At 69.1% G+C, this 14,051-nt stretch carries 16 protein-coding genes and 2 pseudogenes; 9 read left to right on the plus strand and 9 right to left on the minus strand.

Annotated features, from left to right (window positions below):
- Positions 1–2 precede the first annotated feature (2 nt).
- The gene (gene gvpJ, locus OHB41_RS35935; protein ID WP_266703050.1) at positions 3–230 is read left to right on the plus strand and encodes a gas vesicle protein; all 228 of its coding nucleotides are present in this window, start codon (positions 3–5) and stop codon (positions 228–230) included.
- Positions 227–505: a gas vesicle protein K gene (gvpK, locus tag OHB41_RS35940; RefSeq protein ID WP_266703052.1), complete on the plus strand. Its 279-nt coding sequence runs from the start codon at positions 227–229 to the stop codon at positions 503–505. The genes gvpJ and gvpK overlap by 4 nt, the downstream gene beginning before the upstream one ends.
- 167 nt (positions 506–672) lie before the next feature.
- Here gvpK and OHB41_RS35945 read toward each other — a convergent pair whose 3' ends face one another.
- The gene (locus OHB41_RS35945) at positions 673–846 is read right to left on the minus strand and encodes a hypothetical protein (protein ID WP_266703054.1); all 174 of its coding nucleotides are present in this window, start codon (positions 844–846) and stop codon (positions 673–675) included.
- 158 nt (positions 847–1,004) lie between these two features.
- Here OHB41_RS35945 and OHB41_RS35950 point away from each other — a divergent pair.
- A pseudogene (locus OHB41_RS35950) lies at positions 1,005–1,274 on the plus strand (catalase HPII); the annotation flags it as partial.
- Positions 1,275–1,694: 420 nt separating this feature from the next.
- Here the strand turns inward: OHB41_RS35950 and OHB41_RS35955 are convergent.
- The gene (locus OHB41_RS35955; protein WP_266703056.1) at positions 1,695–2,129 is read right to left on the minus strand and encodes an SRPBCC family protein; all 435 of its coding nucleotides are present in this window, start codon (positions 2,127–2,129) and stop codon (positions 1,695–1,697) included.
- 637 nt (positions 2,130–2,766) lie between these two features.
- On the opposite strand from OHB41_RS35955, the gene OHB41_RS35960 reads away from it, so the two are divergent.
- Positions 2,767–4,263, plus strand: a complete 1,497-nt coding sequence (locus OHB41_RS35960; protein WP_266703058.1) for an IMP dehydrogenase — start codon at positions 2,767–2,769, stop codon at positions 4,261–4,263.
- Between the two features lie 184 nt (positions 4,264–4,447).
- Here the strand turns inward: OHB41_RS35960 and arsB are convergent, their stop codons facing one another.
- Positions 4,448–5,557, minus strand: coding sequence for an ACR3 family arsenite efflux transporter (arsB, locus tag OHB41_RS35965; RefSeq protein WP_266703060.1), 1,110 nt, complete (start codon positions 5,555–5,557; stop codon positions 4,448–4,450).
- A complete protein-coding gene (locus OHB41_RS35970) occupies positions 5,554–5,862 on the minus strand; it encodes an ArsR/SmtB family transcription factor (RefSeq protein ID WP_266703062.1) in 309 nt (102 codons plus the stop codon). Before OHB41_RS35970 ends, arsB begins: the two co-directional genes overlap by 4 nt.
- A 126-nt stretch (positions 5,863–5,988) precedes the next feature.
- Between OHB41_RS35970 and OHB41_RS35975 the strand changes: the two genes are divergently transcribed.
- Positions 5,989–6,408, plus strand: coding sequence for an arsenate reductase ArsC (locus tag OHB41_RS35975; RefSeq protein WP_266703064.1), 420 nt, complete (start codon positions 5,989–5,991; stop codon positions 6,406–6,408).
- Between the two features lie 67 nt (positions 6,409–6,475).
- On the opposite strand, the gene ku is transcribed toward OHB41_RS35975, so the two are convergent.
- The 4 genes and pseudogenes from ku to OHB41_RS35995 form a co-directional block, all read right to left on the minus strand.
- Entirely contained in the window at positions 6,476–7,402 is a 927-nt protein-coding gene (gene ku, locus OHB41_RS35980) for a non-homologous end joining protein Ku (RefSeq protein WP_266703066.1), read from the minus strand.
- A gap of 51 nt (positions 7,403–7,453) precedes the next feature.
- Positions 7,454–7,648, minus strand: a complete 195-nt coding sequence (locus OHB41_RS35985) for a hypothetical protein (protein ID WP_266703068.1) — start codon at positions 7,646–7,648, stop codon at positions 7,454–7,456.
- Positions 7,649–7,781: 133 nt separating this feature from the next.
- A pseudogene (locus OHB41_RS35990) lies at positions 7,782–8,458 on the minus strand (alcohol dehydrogenase catalytic domain-containing protein).
- Between the two features lie 52 nt (positions 8,459–8,510).
- Positions 8,511–9,488: an aldo/keto reductase gene (locus OHB41_RS35995; RefSeq protein WP_266703070.1), complete on the minus strand. Its 978-nt coding sequence runs from the start codon at positions 9,486–9,488 to the stop codon at positions 8,511–8,513.
- Between the two features lie 210 nt (positions 9,489–9,698).
- On the opposite strand from OHB41_RS35995, the gene OHB41_RS36000 reads away from it, so the two are divergent.
- Together OHB41_RS36000 and OHB41_RS36005 are read left to right on the plus strand one after the other, a co-directional pair.
- Positions 9,699–10,616, plus strand: a complete 918-nt coding sequence (locus OHB41_RS36000; protein WP_266703072.1) for a helix-turn-helix transcriptional regulator — start codon at positions 9,699–9,701, stop codon at positions 10,614–10,616.
- Positions 10,617–11,372: 756 nt separating this feature from the next.
- Entirely contained in the window at positions 11,373–12,338 is a 966-nt protein-coding gene (locus tag OHB41_RS36005; RefSeq protein WP_266703074.1) for a YihY/virulence factor BrkB family protein, read from the plus strand.
- A 110-nt stretch (positions 12,339–12,448) separates the two neighbouring features.
- On the opposite strand, the gene OHB41_RS36010 is transcribed toward OHB41_RS36005, so the two are convergent.
- Positions 12,449–12,616: a hypothetical protein gene (locus tag OHB41_RS36010; RefSeq protein WP_266703076.1), complete on the minus strand. Its 168-nt coding sequence runs from the start codon at positions 12,614–12,616 to the stop codon at positions 12,449–12,451.
- A gap of 480 nt (positions 12,617–13,096) precedes the next feature.
- Between OHB41_RS36010 and OHB41_RS36015 the strand changes: the two genes are divergently transcribed.
- Both OHB41_RS36015 and OHB41_RS36020 read left to right on the plus strand, forming a co-directional pair.
- On the plus strand, positions 13,097–13,558 hold the full coding sequence (locus OHB41_RS36015) for a GNAT family N-acetyltransferase (protein ID WP_266706394.1): 462 nt from the start codon (positions 13,097–13,099) through the stop codon (positions 13,556–13,558).
- A gap of 229 nt (positions 13,559–13,787) precedes the next feature.
- Positions 13,788–13,946 carry a CsbD family protein gene (locus OHB41_RS36020; RefSeq protein ID WP_248002250.1) on the plus strand — a complete coding sequence of 53 codons (159 nt, stop codon included), beginning with the start codon at positions 13,788–13,790 and terminating at the stop codon, positions 13,944–13,946.
- Positions 13,947–14,051 lie beyond the last annotated feature (105 nt).

A 14,051-nucleotide genomic window follows, 5' to 3' on the forward strand; every position in this document is an offset into this window, starting at 1 on the left:
CCGTGACACGCGACGTGGTGCCTTGGGACAACCCCGGGCCGCTGCAGGGCCCCATCGGGGTGCCTCTCGTCGACCTGCTGGACCGCGTCCTGGCCACCGGGGTGGTCATCAGCGGTGACCTGGTCATCGCCATCGCCGACGTTCCGTTGGTGCGGGTGTCGCTTCATGCTCTGTTGTCGTCCGTCAACGAACGCGTTCCCGCTCCCTGGGCGGACGGAGGCCCACTGTGACGCGATCCCGGGTCGACCTCGACTCCGAGAAGATGGGGCGTGACCTCGTCGCCCTGGTGCTCACGGTGGTCGAGCTCCTCAGGCAACTGATGGAGCGGCAGGCGATTCGCCGTGTCGAGCAGGGCGATCTCAGCGATGCGCAGGTGGACGAGATCGGGACCACTCTGATGCTGCTGGACCAGCGGATGACCGAGCTCTGCGAGCAGTACGGAGTCCGGCCGGAGGATCTCAACCTCGACCTCGGGCCCCTCGGAACCCTTCTGCCGCAGAGCTGATACGGCAGGCCTGTAGCAGGGCGTCGCGCGATTCGACACAGGACCTGGTCGCTCAGGATGACGCAGGACCTGGTCGCTCAGGAGGGGTGGCTGGGCGGGCGCCGCTCGCCGGAGCGGGCCGAGAGTGGCGTGTGCGGAAGCTCCTGGGCGGCAATGTCGTGGTTGCGTCAGCGCTTGAAGGTGCCCTTGGAGCTTTCCTTCGCACCCCGCATCATGCCTCGTGCTTCGAGGGCGGCACCTTTTGCCGCGAGGGTTTCCTTGTGTGCCGCGTGGGCCGCCTTGCGAACGGTCTTCCCGATGACCTGTTCGGCCTTTGCCTTCGCTCTTTCTCCGGCAGTCATCTCGGTACCTCCACGGAGTCTCACTGATCGTGTGCCCGCGAGGCAGGGAGCAAAACCACAACCGTCACAGGGGCCCCGCAGGTCCCCCCAGAAGCATCCGCCGACGAGTCACGCCATGCCGCAGGTCGGACGGGTGCCGCGACGCGAAGAAGAACCCCGTGACGGCGGTTACCGACAAGATCCAGAAAGTCGTCCATCCCGGTAACGAGATCCCGGGCGCGCCGGGCCCGGTGCCGCCACCCGTCGACGAGCCGACCGAGCCGGTCGAGCCGCTGCCACCCAAGCCCGACCAGCACGGCCCGGACACGTACAGCCCCACAGGACAGGCGACGGGCGTCCCTCAGGACAAGGTCGTGCAGGGCGGTGAGTACCTGACCACGGCTCAAGGCACGCGACTGTACGAGACCGACCACTCGCTGAAGGCCGGTGCCTGGGCCGGGGGAATGGACGTGTTGGAAGCCACCGGCATCGTCCCCGACGCCCCCGGTGTGGTGACCGCCGACAGCGCCGACGTGACCGTGCAAGGCGTCACCGACCTGCCGGCCGGCCGCCGCGCACGGACCGCTTCACCCCGTCGGTCTGATTCCCGGCCCCGCGGATCCCGCCTGCGCTGGGCAGGAGCCGCGGGACGGCCGACGTGTCCCACCCGCCACCCCTCAGTCGCCCGGCACCAGGCCGGACGCGGGACGAAGCTGTTGGCCACCGCATCCGCTGATGCGCCGCAGGCGGCCGACCCCGAGTATCAATGGGCCGGCGCACCCGTCCTACGCTTGCCCGCCCCAAGAACGGCAGCGGAGTCACCGGTAGCAGTACTTGGCAGGTGAGAGTGGCGTTGAGTGCTCGGTAGCTCATGCGCCGGATTCGACGCCGGGGGATTCGATGTACTGCTTGAAGCTCTTGAGGTCGCCGGTGACTCGCCGCTTGACGAAGCCGAGCCGGTCGCCGAGGGTCTCGCTGAAGCCGGTGGGTTCGTAGTCCAGCCGGAGCGTGACCTTGGACTTGACGTCGTCCAGGTGATCGAAGGTGACGAGGCCGGCCCACTTCGCCTCACCGCCGACGGTCGTCCAGGCAACGCGCTCGTCGGGGATCTGCTGGGTGACCTCGGCATCGAATTCCCGTTCGACCCCGGCGACCCTCGTCTTCCAGTGGGTGAGGGTGTCGTTGACCCGAGTGACCCTCTCAACGCCTTCCATGAAGTGAGGGAACGTCTCGAACCGCGTCCACTGGGTGTAGGCGGTACGGAGGGGAACGTCGACCTCGATGGACTTCTCGACCTGCGACACGTGACGACCCTTCTCCTCGCATGGCCACACCGGCGGGAACCAGGTGCTGGGGACGGTTTCATGAATGCCCCTCGCCCCGATGCCGAGCACATCGGCGCAGTTCGTGCCCCTCGAACGGATGCCTGGACTTCGCACGGGAACGGTGCGTGACGACAACGGGCCGACGCGGGAGCACACGCTTCCGCCGGTGAATGGAACGAGATGTAGCGGTGTGTGACACTTTGGTTTCAGGCCTGGTCTGTCGCTACCCCCTTCGTGGCGGACCAGGCCTCATCGCGTACCGGCAGTCGGCGTGTTCGCCGCTGTCGCGGGTGAGGCGCCGGGTGGCCCGGTCGGTGGGGCGAAGGGCATCGGCGCGCGGTGCGATGCTGCCGAGTACCTCGCTACCCGGGCCGAGGACCTGAAGGACGTCTGGTGGCGACCGCCGATGAGGGCACGATTCGTGCTGCGGCCGGCCGATCGATAAGGTGCCGGATCACGACCGCACCCGTTGCACCCACGGGCCGGTCAGGGCTCTGCCGCAGTGTGTGGCACCTCCACGGCTGCCTTGCCGACCCCTGCCTGCCCGGACCCTGGGACACGGGGGCGATCTTCACGGCGGGGCAGCCGGGCCCCGGCCGACGGTCAGGAGGAACGAGTGGCACAGATCATCGCCGAGGTCTCACGGACGTTCAACGAGTTTCTGCTCCTGCCCAACCGGACCCGGACCGACTGCTCGCCCGCGACGGTCGAGCTGCGCACGCCCCTGGTGCGGCACATCGCGGGCGAGCCGTCGGCGATCGAACTGCACTCCCCGTTCACGTCCGCGATCATGCAGGCCGTCAGTACTCCGGAACTCGCGATCGCGCTCGCCCGCAACGGCGGTCTGAGCTTTCTGCACCACAACCAGTCGATCCAGGACCAGGTCGCCGCGGTCTGCCAGGTGAAGAACTTCAAGGCCGGATTCGTCACCAGCGATACGAACGTCCGGCCTGACGACAGCCTGGGTCTCCTGGTCGACGTCATGCGACGCACAGGTCACAGCACCGCCGCGGTCACCCACGACGGGACCGCCACCGGACGCCTGCTCGGCCTGGTGACCTCCCGCGACTTCCACCCGCAACGCCACGACCTGGCCGAACCGGTCGGCGAGCGGATGACCACCATCGCGGACCTGCCCCATGCCGGGCCTGACGCCACGCTCTCCGAGGCCAACGCCCGGCTGTGGGACGAGCGGCTGGACTGTCTCCCGGTGCTGGACGGCGCGGGCAACCTGCAGTATCTGGTGTTCCGGTCCGACTACACGGACAACAAGCGATTCCCGAACCAGGTCGTGGACGCCGCCAAGCGCCTGCGCGTGGGCGCGGGCGTCAACACCCATGACTACCAGGAGCGGATCCCGGCCCTGGTGGAGGCCGGCGCGGACGCGTTGTGCTTCGACTCGTCCGACGGCTACAGCGACTGGCAGGCACAGGCCCTGACTTGGGTGAAGAAGCACTATCCCGAGGTCCCGGTCGGCGGAGGCAACGTGGTGGACGGCGAGGCGTTCACCTTCCTCGCCGAGGCGGGGGCGGACTTCGTCAAGGTCGGTGTGGGCGGAGGGTCCATCTGCATCACTCGTGACCAGAAGGGCATCGGCCGTGGCCAGGCCAGCGCTGTGCTGGACGTCGCGAGGGCCCGCGATGCCTTCCGCGAGCGCACCGGTGAGTATGTGCCGATCTGCTCCGACGGCGGTCTGGTCCACGACTACCACGTGGCCCTGGCGCTCGCGATGGGGGCCGACTTCGTCATGATGGGGCGCTACTTCGCGCGCTTCGACCAAGCGGCCGGCGCGAAACTGCCCACCCGCGACGGCTTCGTGAAGGAGTACTGGGGTGAGGGCTCGAACCGCGCCCGAAACTGGCAGCGCTACGGGCAGGGCGGTCAGGGGCTGGTCTTCGAGGAAGGCGTGGACGGTTACGTCCCCTACGCGGGCGACCTCGACGAAGGGCTCGCCCTGACGGTCGCCAAGCTCAAGACCACGATGGTCTCCTGCGGTTCCGCCACCCTTCCGGAGTTCCAGTCCACGGCCCGGCTGACGCTCGTCTCGGACCAGAGCTTCCAGGAGAGCCACGCCAACGTCACCCCGCGGGACACCCCGACGACGGTCTCCTGACAAGCCGTCGAGGCCCAACGAGGACTACTGTCCCGGCACGTGATCGACGTACCCAGGTACCCGCCGGCGGTGCGCCCGTCGATCATTCGCCGGGCGCCCGGTGGCGGGTGGCGGGTGGCCGGCCGCCGTGGCTGCCTCGTCGCGGCGACCTGTGCGCCGCGGCCGGTGCGGTCCGAGTGATGCGTCAGCCTGCCTGCGGTGCCGGTGTCAGCTGCTGGGCGGCGCTGAACTTCCGCCGCCAGGCCAGGGAGACGTGGACGAGCGCGACCAGGACCGGGACCTCGATGAGCGGGCCGACGACGCCGGCGAGTGCCTGGCCGCTGGTGACTCCGAAGGTGGCGACGGCGACCGCGATGGCCAGCTCGAAGTTGTTGCCCGCGGCGGTGAAGGCGAGGGTGGCGGTGCGTTCGTAGGCGAGGCCGATGACCTTGCCGAGGGCGAAGGTGCCGAACCACATGACCGCGAAGTACACCAGCAGCGGCAGGGCGACGCGGGCCACGTCCAGCGGCTGCGAGGTGATCGTCCTCCCTTGCAGGGCGAAGAGGATGACGATCGTGAAGAGCAGGCCGTAGAGGGCCCACGGGCCGATCTTCGGAAGGAAGCCCGTCTCGTACTTCCGGCGGCCGAGCCTGCGTTCGCCGAAGCGGCGGGTGAGGAAGCCGGCCAGCAGCGGGACGCCGAGGAAGATGACGACGTTCAGGGCGATCTTCCACAGGGGGATGTCCAGGTGCCGGCCGTCGCCCAGGCCGAGCCAGTTGGGCAGCAGGTCGAGGTAGAACCAGCCGAGCAGGCCGAACGCCAGTACCTGGAACACCGAGTTCAGGGCGACGAGGACGGCGGCGGCCTCGCGGTCGCCGCAGGCCAGGTCGTTCCAGATGATGACCATGGCGATGCACCGGGCCAGGCCGACGATGATCAGGCCGGTACGGTACTCCGGCAGGTCCGGCAGGAAGATCCAGGCCAGCGCGAACATGACCGCCGGGCCGACGAGCCAGTTGATGACCAGCGACGAGACCATGAGCCTGCGGTCGCCGGTGACGGCGTCGAGTCTGTCGTAGCGGACCTTGGCCAGGACCGGGTACATCATGATCAGCAGGCCGACGGCGATCGGCAGGGAGATACCGCCGATCTCGACCTTCGCCAGGGTGTCGCCCAGACCGGGGATGAGCCTACCGAGCCCCAGGCCGACGGCCATCGCGACGAGGATCCAGACGGCGAGGTATCGGTCGAGCGTCGACAGCCTCGCGACGACGGAGGACTCCTCGGCGGTCGCGGGTGACGGGGTGGGGGTCACGGGCAGGCCCTCTTGTTCTCGGCGGTGTTGCGAGCGGACTCGGCCAGGTCGGCGAACTGCCCGGCGAGGCGGGCGATGACATCGGCACGCAGCTTGTAGTACGTGAAGCGGCCGCACGGCTCCGTTTCCACGACCCCGGCCTCGCGCAGCACTCTCATGTGGTTGGAGAGGTTGGTCTGCTTCGCCCCCGTCTCCTCGATGAGGTGCGTGGTGCAGAGGGTCTCCTCGGCCAGCAGGGAGACGATCCGGAGGCGGAGCGGGTCGGCCAGAACCCGCATCAGATCAGCGTCGACTGACATCAGCATGGGCTGATATTGTCACATCAGTCCGAGCTGATGCCAGTCCGGCTGATCCCTGGACCGCCGGTCACGGACCCCGAGGGCGTGCCGCCGACCGCTCCACCTGCTCGTCCACTCGCAAAGGAAGAACCGATGGCTTCGAGCCCTCTCGCCTCCGTACTGTTCGTCTGTGTCCACAACGCCGGGCGCTCGCAGATGGCCGCCGGATTCCTCGACCACCTCGCGGGCGACCGGATCGAGGTCCGCTCCGCGGGCTCCGTCCCCGGCGAGCGGGTCAACCCCTCCGCCGTCGAGGCGATGAAGGAAGTCGGCGTCGACATCGCCGACCAGAAGCCGAAGATCCTCACCACCGAGGCGGTTCAGGCGTCCGACTACGTCATCACCATGGGCTGCGGCGACGCCTGCCCCGTCTTCCCCGGCAAGAAGTACCTCGACTGGGACCTGGAGGACCCGGCCGGCAAGGGCGTCGGGGCCGTCCGCCCCATCCGCGACGAGATCCGGACCCGCATCGAGGCCCTGATCGCCGAGATCGACGCCCAGCAAGGGGCGTGACCTCCGGGACGGACAACCGGTACGCGCGAGGCGGTGTCCGGTGCGGAGCGCGTGCCCCCGCGCCGTCCTACGCGCCTCGCCGGTGCCGGACTGCCTTCTTCGCCGTCGCGGTCTTCTTCGCCGCCTTCTTGGCAGGCGCCTTCTTCGTCGTCTTCCTGGCCGTCTTCTTCGGGATCTCGTGGACCGTGGCATCCTTCGCGTCGTCCTCGCCGCGTGCGGACCGTGCTTTGCGGACACTCTCCTGCAGGGCGGCCATCAGCTCGACGACCTGCCCGCTCGGCTCGTCGTCGCCGGTACTCGGCTTCGCCGGCTGCCGCCCCCCGGATTTCGCCTCGATCACCGCTTCCAGGGCCTCCCGGTAGGTGTCCCGGTAGCCGGAGATGTCGTCCGTCGTCATCGACTCGACCAGGTGCACGGCCGCGTCGATCTCGGAGTCCGTGACCTCGATGTCCTTCGGGGCGAGCTCGGCGGGGTCACGGATCTCGTCGTCCCACTTGAGCACGTGCGCGATCAGCGCCCCGTCCCGCACCCGCAGCAGCACCAGGCGCTCTCGCCCGTGCCAGGCCAGCTTCGCGACGGCCACCTTCGTGTTGCGGGCCAACGCCTTCGCGATCAGGGCGTACGGTTTCGCCGCGACCTGGCCGTCGTACTGCAGGAAGTAGCTGTCACCGCTCAGCCGCACCGGATCGATCGAGGCGGCCGGCACGAACGCGACGATCTCGATCGCTTTCGCGGTCGGCAGCGGCATCTCCTCCAGCTCCGCGTCCGTGACCGCGACCAGCGTGTCCTTGGAGACCTCGAAGCCCTTGCCGATCTCGCCCGCGGACACCTCGCGGTCCTCCGCCTCGCAGTACTTGCGCACCCGCACCCGGCTCAGGTCCTCGGTATGGATCTGGTGGAAGTGGACCGAACGGTCCTCGGTAGCGCTCACCAGCTTCACGGGAATGGTCACCAGACCGAAGCTGATGGCACCGCTCCACAAGGGTCGGGGCATGACGGACCTCCATGAAGGCCCCGAGCCCCACCAGCTGCGGGACCTCAGGGATCACTTCACATTCTCAGCGGCAACTGCGTGGCCGCACCACTTGTGGAATGACACGGGGCTGCCCAGCAGGTACATGTCGCGGTCGATGAGGTCGCGGATCTTGCGGGCCATGACCTCGGCGTCGCCGACCTTCAGGGTGGTGGGATCGCCGTGGTAGTAGCTCTCGCCAGGCCCGGAGAAAGAGGCGAGCAGCACCCGGCTGGTTCAGAGATGAGCCCTTCGCGAGTGGTCCGGAAGGGGAAAGGGGCGAGCGACGGCCGGCGGCGCGGGCTGTCGCTCGCCCCTCAGACGGACGTGAGGAGCGGCATCTCGACGCCGTTGTTCAAGGTCACGTACTGCACAGGGGTGTTCCTCTGTTGTGCGGGTGGCGGTCAGGGGGGATGAAGGCCTTGAGGACCTGGCGGTCGACCATGGCGCGGTAGGCGTCCGACGCCTGGTCGAGGGGGAATTCCTGGTCGAAGACGCGGCCGGGGGCGATGGTGCCGTCGAGGACGTCGGGCAGGAGCTGTTCGATGTAGGCGCGGGCGGGGCTGGCGCCACCGGTCAGGGTGATGTTGCGCATGAACTCGGCGGGGCCGATGGGGCTCTGCTCGTACTGGGGAACGCCCAGGCGGCTGACCGTACCGCCGTCCAGGACCGCACTCAGGGCGGTGTCCAGGGCCGGGCGGGTGCCGACGGCCTCGATCACCTCGTCCACACCGCCGGTCAGCTCGTGGATGCAAGGCGACGCAGGTGTTGTCGCTGCAGGTGAACGGGGCGACGACCAGATCGCCCGCCTTGAGGCTGGTTACGTCCGCGCCGGTCTCCTCGACGACTCGGAGGAACTCGTGCTCCATGGGGCGGCCCGTGTCGGTTGGCGGGCATCGACCCGTAGGGCCACGGGTCGCTGCCGCACACGCAGGCGGCGAGGACGCGGACCACGGCGTCGCCGGGCTTCGCGATCTTCGGGTCGGGCCGGTCCTCGACGCGGACGTCTCCGGCTCCGTACATCGGTGCTGCACGCATCAGAGGTGCTGCTCCAAACGGCGGTGCGGGTCGGTGCCGGGGGTGCGGGAGGTCAGCGTTCGAGCATGCGTGCCTGGGCCTCGGTGTGGGTGTCGCCGGCGGCGGGCGGCAGGCTGGAGAGCTGGTCGAGCTGCGCGGCGGTCAGGGTGACGGCATCGGCGGCGGTGTTCTCCTCGACCCGGCTGACGCGCTTGGTACCGGGGATCGGCGCGATGTCGTCGCCCTGGGCGAGCAGCCAGGCCAGCGCGACCTGCGCGGGCGTGGCGCCGACCTCGGCGGCCAGGGTCCTGACCTCGTCGGCGAGGGCGAGATTGTGCTGGAAGTTCTCGCCCGTGAAGCGCGGGTTGTCGCGGCGGAAGTCGTCCTCGTCGAACTGGTCGGTGGAGCGGACCGTGCCCGTCAGGAAGCCGCGGCCGAGCGGGGAGAACGGCACCAGTCCGATGTTGAGCTCCCGCAGCACCGGCAGGACGCGCTCCTCGATGCCGCGGGTGAACAGGGAGTACTCGGACTGCACCGCGGTGACCGGCTGGACGACGTGCGCCCGGCGGATCGTGTCCGGCCCCGCCTCCGAGAGGCCGAAGGCCCGCACCTTCCCCTCCGCGATCAGCTCGGCCACCGCGCCCGCGGTCTCCTCGATGGGCGTGCTCGGATCCACCCGGTGCTGGTAGTACAGGTCGATGTGGTCGGTGCCCAGTCGCTTCAGGGAGCCTTCGACCGCGGTGCGGACGTTGGCCGGGCTGGAGTCCAGGTTCCAGGCGCCGCCGCCGCCGTGCGAGACCAGGCCGAACTTGGTGGCCAGCACCGCCTGATCCCGGCGCCCCTTCAGCGCTCGGCCCAGGAGCTCCTCGTTGGTGTACGGGCCGTAGATCTCGGCGGTGTCGATGAGCGTGACGCCCAGGTCCAGCGCACGGTGCACGGTCCTGATCGACTCCGCGTCGTCGGTGCCGGAGCCGGTGTAGCCGTGCGACATCCCCATCGCGCCCAGGCCGATCCGGGAAACCTCCAGGTCATGCAGCTTGATGTAACGCATGTCGTCCTCTCCACGTCGTGGCGCCGCCCGGCATCTTCACTCCCGCCGGCCCGGTAGGTCGTGTCCGCGGTGGCCGCCGGGGCGCCGGCGTCCTGTCTCCTTCAGCCTCGCCCGGATCACGGCGGTGTGGCAGGGCGGGCTCTTCGGGGGTAACGACAGGGCTCCCCTCGGCGCCTGCGCCCGAGGCCATGTGCGGGTGAGACTGGAGTCATGGCATCCGAGAGCGCGCACAGTGAAGGCGCCGAGCTGGGCCGCTATCTGCGTGCCCGCCGCACCCAGACCAGCCCCGCACACGTCGGCCTCACCGTCGGCGCCGGAATCCGCCGCACCCCGGGGCTGCGCCGCGAGGAACTCGCCACGCTCGCCGGCATCAGCATCGACTACTACGTGCGTCTGGAGCGCGGCAAGGAGACCCGTCCCAGCCCCGCCGTCCTCGATGCGCTCGCCCGCGCGCTGCACATGGACGACCAGGAGCACCAGCACCTGCGTGAGCTCGCCGCCCGCGCCGCCCGTTACGCCCCTGAGCCGCCGCCCGCCCCCAGCCGTACGGTGCGCCCCCACCTCAAGCTGCTGCTGGAATCGCTCCGCCCGAACCCGGCGTACGTGATCAGCCGCAGCATGGACGTGCTGGCCTGGAACCCCGGGGGTCTCGCCCTGTACGCGGGCTTGGAGGACTGGCCGGCCAAGCACCGCAACCTCGCGCGCTACCTGTTCCTGCACCCGGCCGCCCAGGACCTGTTCCCCGACTGGGACCGTCAGATCACCACATGCGTCGCCCGCCTGCGTGCCGTCGCCGGCACCGCCCCCGACGCATCAGACCTCACCCACCTGGTCGGCGAACTCCTCCTCAAAAGCCCGGACTTCGCCGGCCTCTGGGAACGCTACGAAGTGACCGGACGCAAGCCCGCTCAGAAGACGTTCCAGCACCCGCAGGTCGGCACGCTCACCCTCACCTCCCAGTCCCTGCACGTGGAAGGCACCCCGGGTCAGCGCGTCGGCGTCTACACCGCCGAGCCCGGCAGCCCCGACCACGACGCCCTGCTCCTGCTCGACATGACCGCACCGCAGCCGGCGGAACGCCCTGCGTCTGCCCCGGAGGCCACTGGTCGGCAGACCCGCCGGGACTGACTGGCCGGCCGCCCAGGAGGCAGGGATCCGCAGGCTGTCGCGGGCGGGGAGGGGGAACGTGTCCTCCGCCTTCAGTCGGCACCTGGCACCAGGGGAGCGGAGACACCGGACAGGGACATGTCGTGAGACACGTCCGAAAGGTCCCGGTCAGAGCCATGCTCCATGCCATGAGTCGCGAGATCCCACGCCAGCCCGGAGCCCCGGACGCGGTGTGCCCGCTGAAGTGTGGCCGAGCGTACGGACCGGCCCGGCGCCCCCGGAGCCCCTTTGCAGTTCGCCGGTGACCAGGACCGCGGCAGGGTTGAGAAGGACAGGGAAGGGCTACCCGCTTGGCATCGGGGTTCGGACGACAGCCCCGTAGGACTCTCCGAGGCGACGTTCGTCTCGGGGAGCCCTGGCGCCAGGAGACGTGGCGATCATGCCTCTCCTGGTGAAAGCCCGACGAAACTGCCGGGGCGGGGTCGGCTGGTCCACCTGGGTGCCGTCTGGTCGCCGGTATCCGGCCCAGCGGGTGTGATGGGGGGGTGCGGTCCTCCGTCCGTGCAGCGGACGACGCCCCAGTCTTGGGGTCGAGCGCAGCGGGGTCGCCTGCGAAGCAGAGTGCGATGAAGCGCGCCGGCCGCTGCGAAGGCGGCGCCCGCGGAAGGAGTCACTGTGACAACGCCCCCCTCCGACGGCCCCGACCGGCCATATCGCGATGTCAGCGGCGCCGACCACGGTGGCGGTCACCGGCGCCTGAACGGTGACAGTGGCAGCATGGATCGCCCGCCCCCCGACCGCGTGGGTGGCGACGGCCGCGACACCAGCCGTCCGGCCCGGAAGGGTGCCGGGGACGGTGATTCGTTCAAAGGCGTCGTGAAGCGCACGCTGCGGGAGTTCAAGGAGGACAACCTCACGGACTGGGCAGCCGCCCTGACCTACTACGGGGTCCTGGCGATCTTCCCGGCCCTGCTGGCCCTGGTGTCCATTCTGGGGCTGCTGGGCCCGTCCACCATCGACTCGCTGATCAAGAACCTCTCCAGCATGTCGCCCGGGTCGGTACGGGATCTCCTCACCACCGTGCTGGAGCAGCTCAAGGGCGGCCAGGGCAAGGCCCTGCTCGCGTTGATCATCGGTGTCGTCCTGGCGCTGTGGTCGGCCTCCGGCTACGTCGCCGCCTTCATGCGGGCGTCCAACATCGTCTACGACATCGGCGAGGGCCGGCCCGTCTGGAAGACGCTACCGGTCCGTCTCGGCATCACCGCGGCCGTGGTGATCCTCCTGGCCCTCACCGCGGTCGGCGTCGTCTTCACCGGAACGCTGGCCGAAAAGATGGGCTCCGTCCTGGGTCTGGGCGACACGGCGGTGACCGCCTGGGACATCGCCAAGTGGCCCGTCATGCTCCTCCTGGTCGTCGTGATCATCACGTTGCTCTACTGGGCCGCGCCGAACGTCAAGCGGCAGATCAGGCGGGTGATGCCGGGCGGTCTCCTGGCCGTGGTCATCTGGCTCATCGCCTCCGCGTTGTTCGCCCTCTACGTCGCCAACTTCAGCAGCTACAACAAGACCTACGGCGCCTTCGCCACCCCCATCGTCGCGCTCATCTGGCTGTGGATCACCAATATCGCGATCCTGCTCGGGCTGGAGTTCAACGCCGAACTCGAACGCGGACGTGCCATCAACAGCGGCCAGGCCCCGGGGGACGAGCCCTACGCCGAACCCCGCGACACCCGCAAGCTCTGATCACGACCGGCACTTCGGTGCGGCGCTTGAATCGCTGTCGGGACGCGAGCCGAACGCGGTGGTGGGCCGCCGGTCGAGGGCGTCATGGTGACCGGGCGGCGGCAGGTGCGTCAGTGGGCCGGACGCTGGCGGTGCAGTACCGATCTCACGGCGAGATAGAGCACATCGGCGATGAGGAGCAGTACGCCGGCGGAGAGCAGGTAGAGCATGCCTTCAGTGGTCGCGCCGACGACGACCAGCGCGATCGCGGCGAGTAGCAGGAAGTAGAAGAGGATCATGGCGTGATGCCTCGGTTCGCGTGCGGGAGGGCGCGGCTGGGTGATCGTGGCGGGATGCGGGATGCGGGATGCGGGATGCGGGATGCGGGATGCGGGATGCGGGATGCGGGATGCGGGGTGTTGCCGTGGTCGGCGGCGAGCGGCTTGCGAGGACGCGCGGCTACAAGGCGATGCCAGTGACATCCGGTACGTCCCGCGATCCGGTGGGGGATCGTGGCATTTCCAGAGTAGATCTCCTCTTCGTGTGGAGCGTGTCCATCTGGACGGCCTGGCAGTCCCTCGGCAGCCGGCAGATGAGGGTCTCCGCTCTCCTCTCCACCGGCTTCACCACGGTCCGCCGGGGCCCGTGCCGAAAGTGGGTGGTTGGGACTCTGTGGCCCGTGTTTCTATTCCGGTGTGAACATCGAGAGCTCCGGAATGTCTGATGAGAGGCCGGGTCTCTGCGTCCGGCAGAGGGCTGATGGCGATGTCGAGGAGTGCGTGCGGGTTCTCGCGGAGGTCCATCAGCTCGACGGCTATCCGGTGAACTGGCCTGATCAGCCCGGCGAGTGGCTGTCACGCGGTCCGCTGCTGGGCTCCTGGGTCGTCGAACTCGAAGGCCGCCTGGTCGGGCATGTCAGTTTGTCGCAGAGCGGCGAAGGCGATCTGGCCCCGATGCTGTGGAGCGAGCGGAACGGGGCGACGCGGGGGATGACCGCCGTGGTCGGCAGACTGTTCGTTGCCCCGCAGGCGAGGGGACATCGGATCGGCGCGCTGCTGATCGGCCAAGCAGTGGACGAAGCGCGGCGTCGCGGGCTGCACCCGGTGCTCGACGTCGTCACCTCCGACACTGCCGCGGCAGCCTTGTACGAGCGGCTGGGCTGGGAGCTGATGGCCACGGTCGAGCAGGAGTGGAGCCCGCACCAGACGGTGGCGGTTCGTTGTTACGCAGCGCCCTGCTGACGTGACCAGTCCAGTGCTCGCCGATCCGGGCCTGGGTGAGTTCGTCGACGCCACCAGGTGCCGAGCGCTTCGACCGGCCTGGGGGCGATCTCCACGCTTGCGGATCTTATGCATCTTTTAAATGGGTCAGGCGGCGGAAGTCCCGGCGGCAACCTTTGCGTTTGAAAATGGACTATGGGGTTACTCGAGGAAAACAAATCGTTTTCGAGCGAGACAGGGGTGAGTTGTCGTGGCGGGCAAGGGAGATCAGGCCAAGGGCAAGGTGAAGAAGGTCGTCGGTGGTGCGGTCGGCAACGAGTCCCTGAAGGCCAAGGGAAAGGCCGAAGAGCGCAAGGGCGACCTGCGCGCGGCCAAGGAGAAGGCCAAGGATGCGATCAAGCCCAAGTAGGGCGCACCACTTCTGATCCCGGCGGCCCGTTGGCCGACCGGGATCAGTGCTGTTCGGTACCCGCGACGCGCCCCCGCCCGCAGCTGAACCGACGCGCCGCACCGC

It is taken from the genome of Streptomyces sp. NBC_01571, assembly GCF_026339875.1.
In the GTDB taxonomy this organism is placed as follows: domain Bacteria; phylum Actinomycetota; class Actinomycetes; order Streptomycetales; family Streptomycetaceae; genus Streptomyces.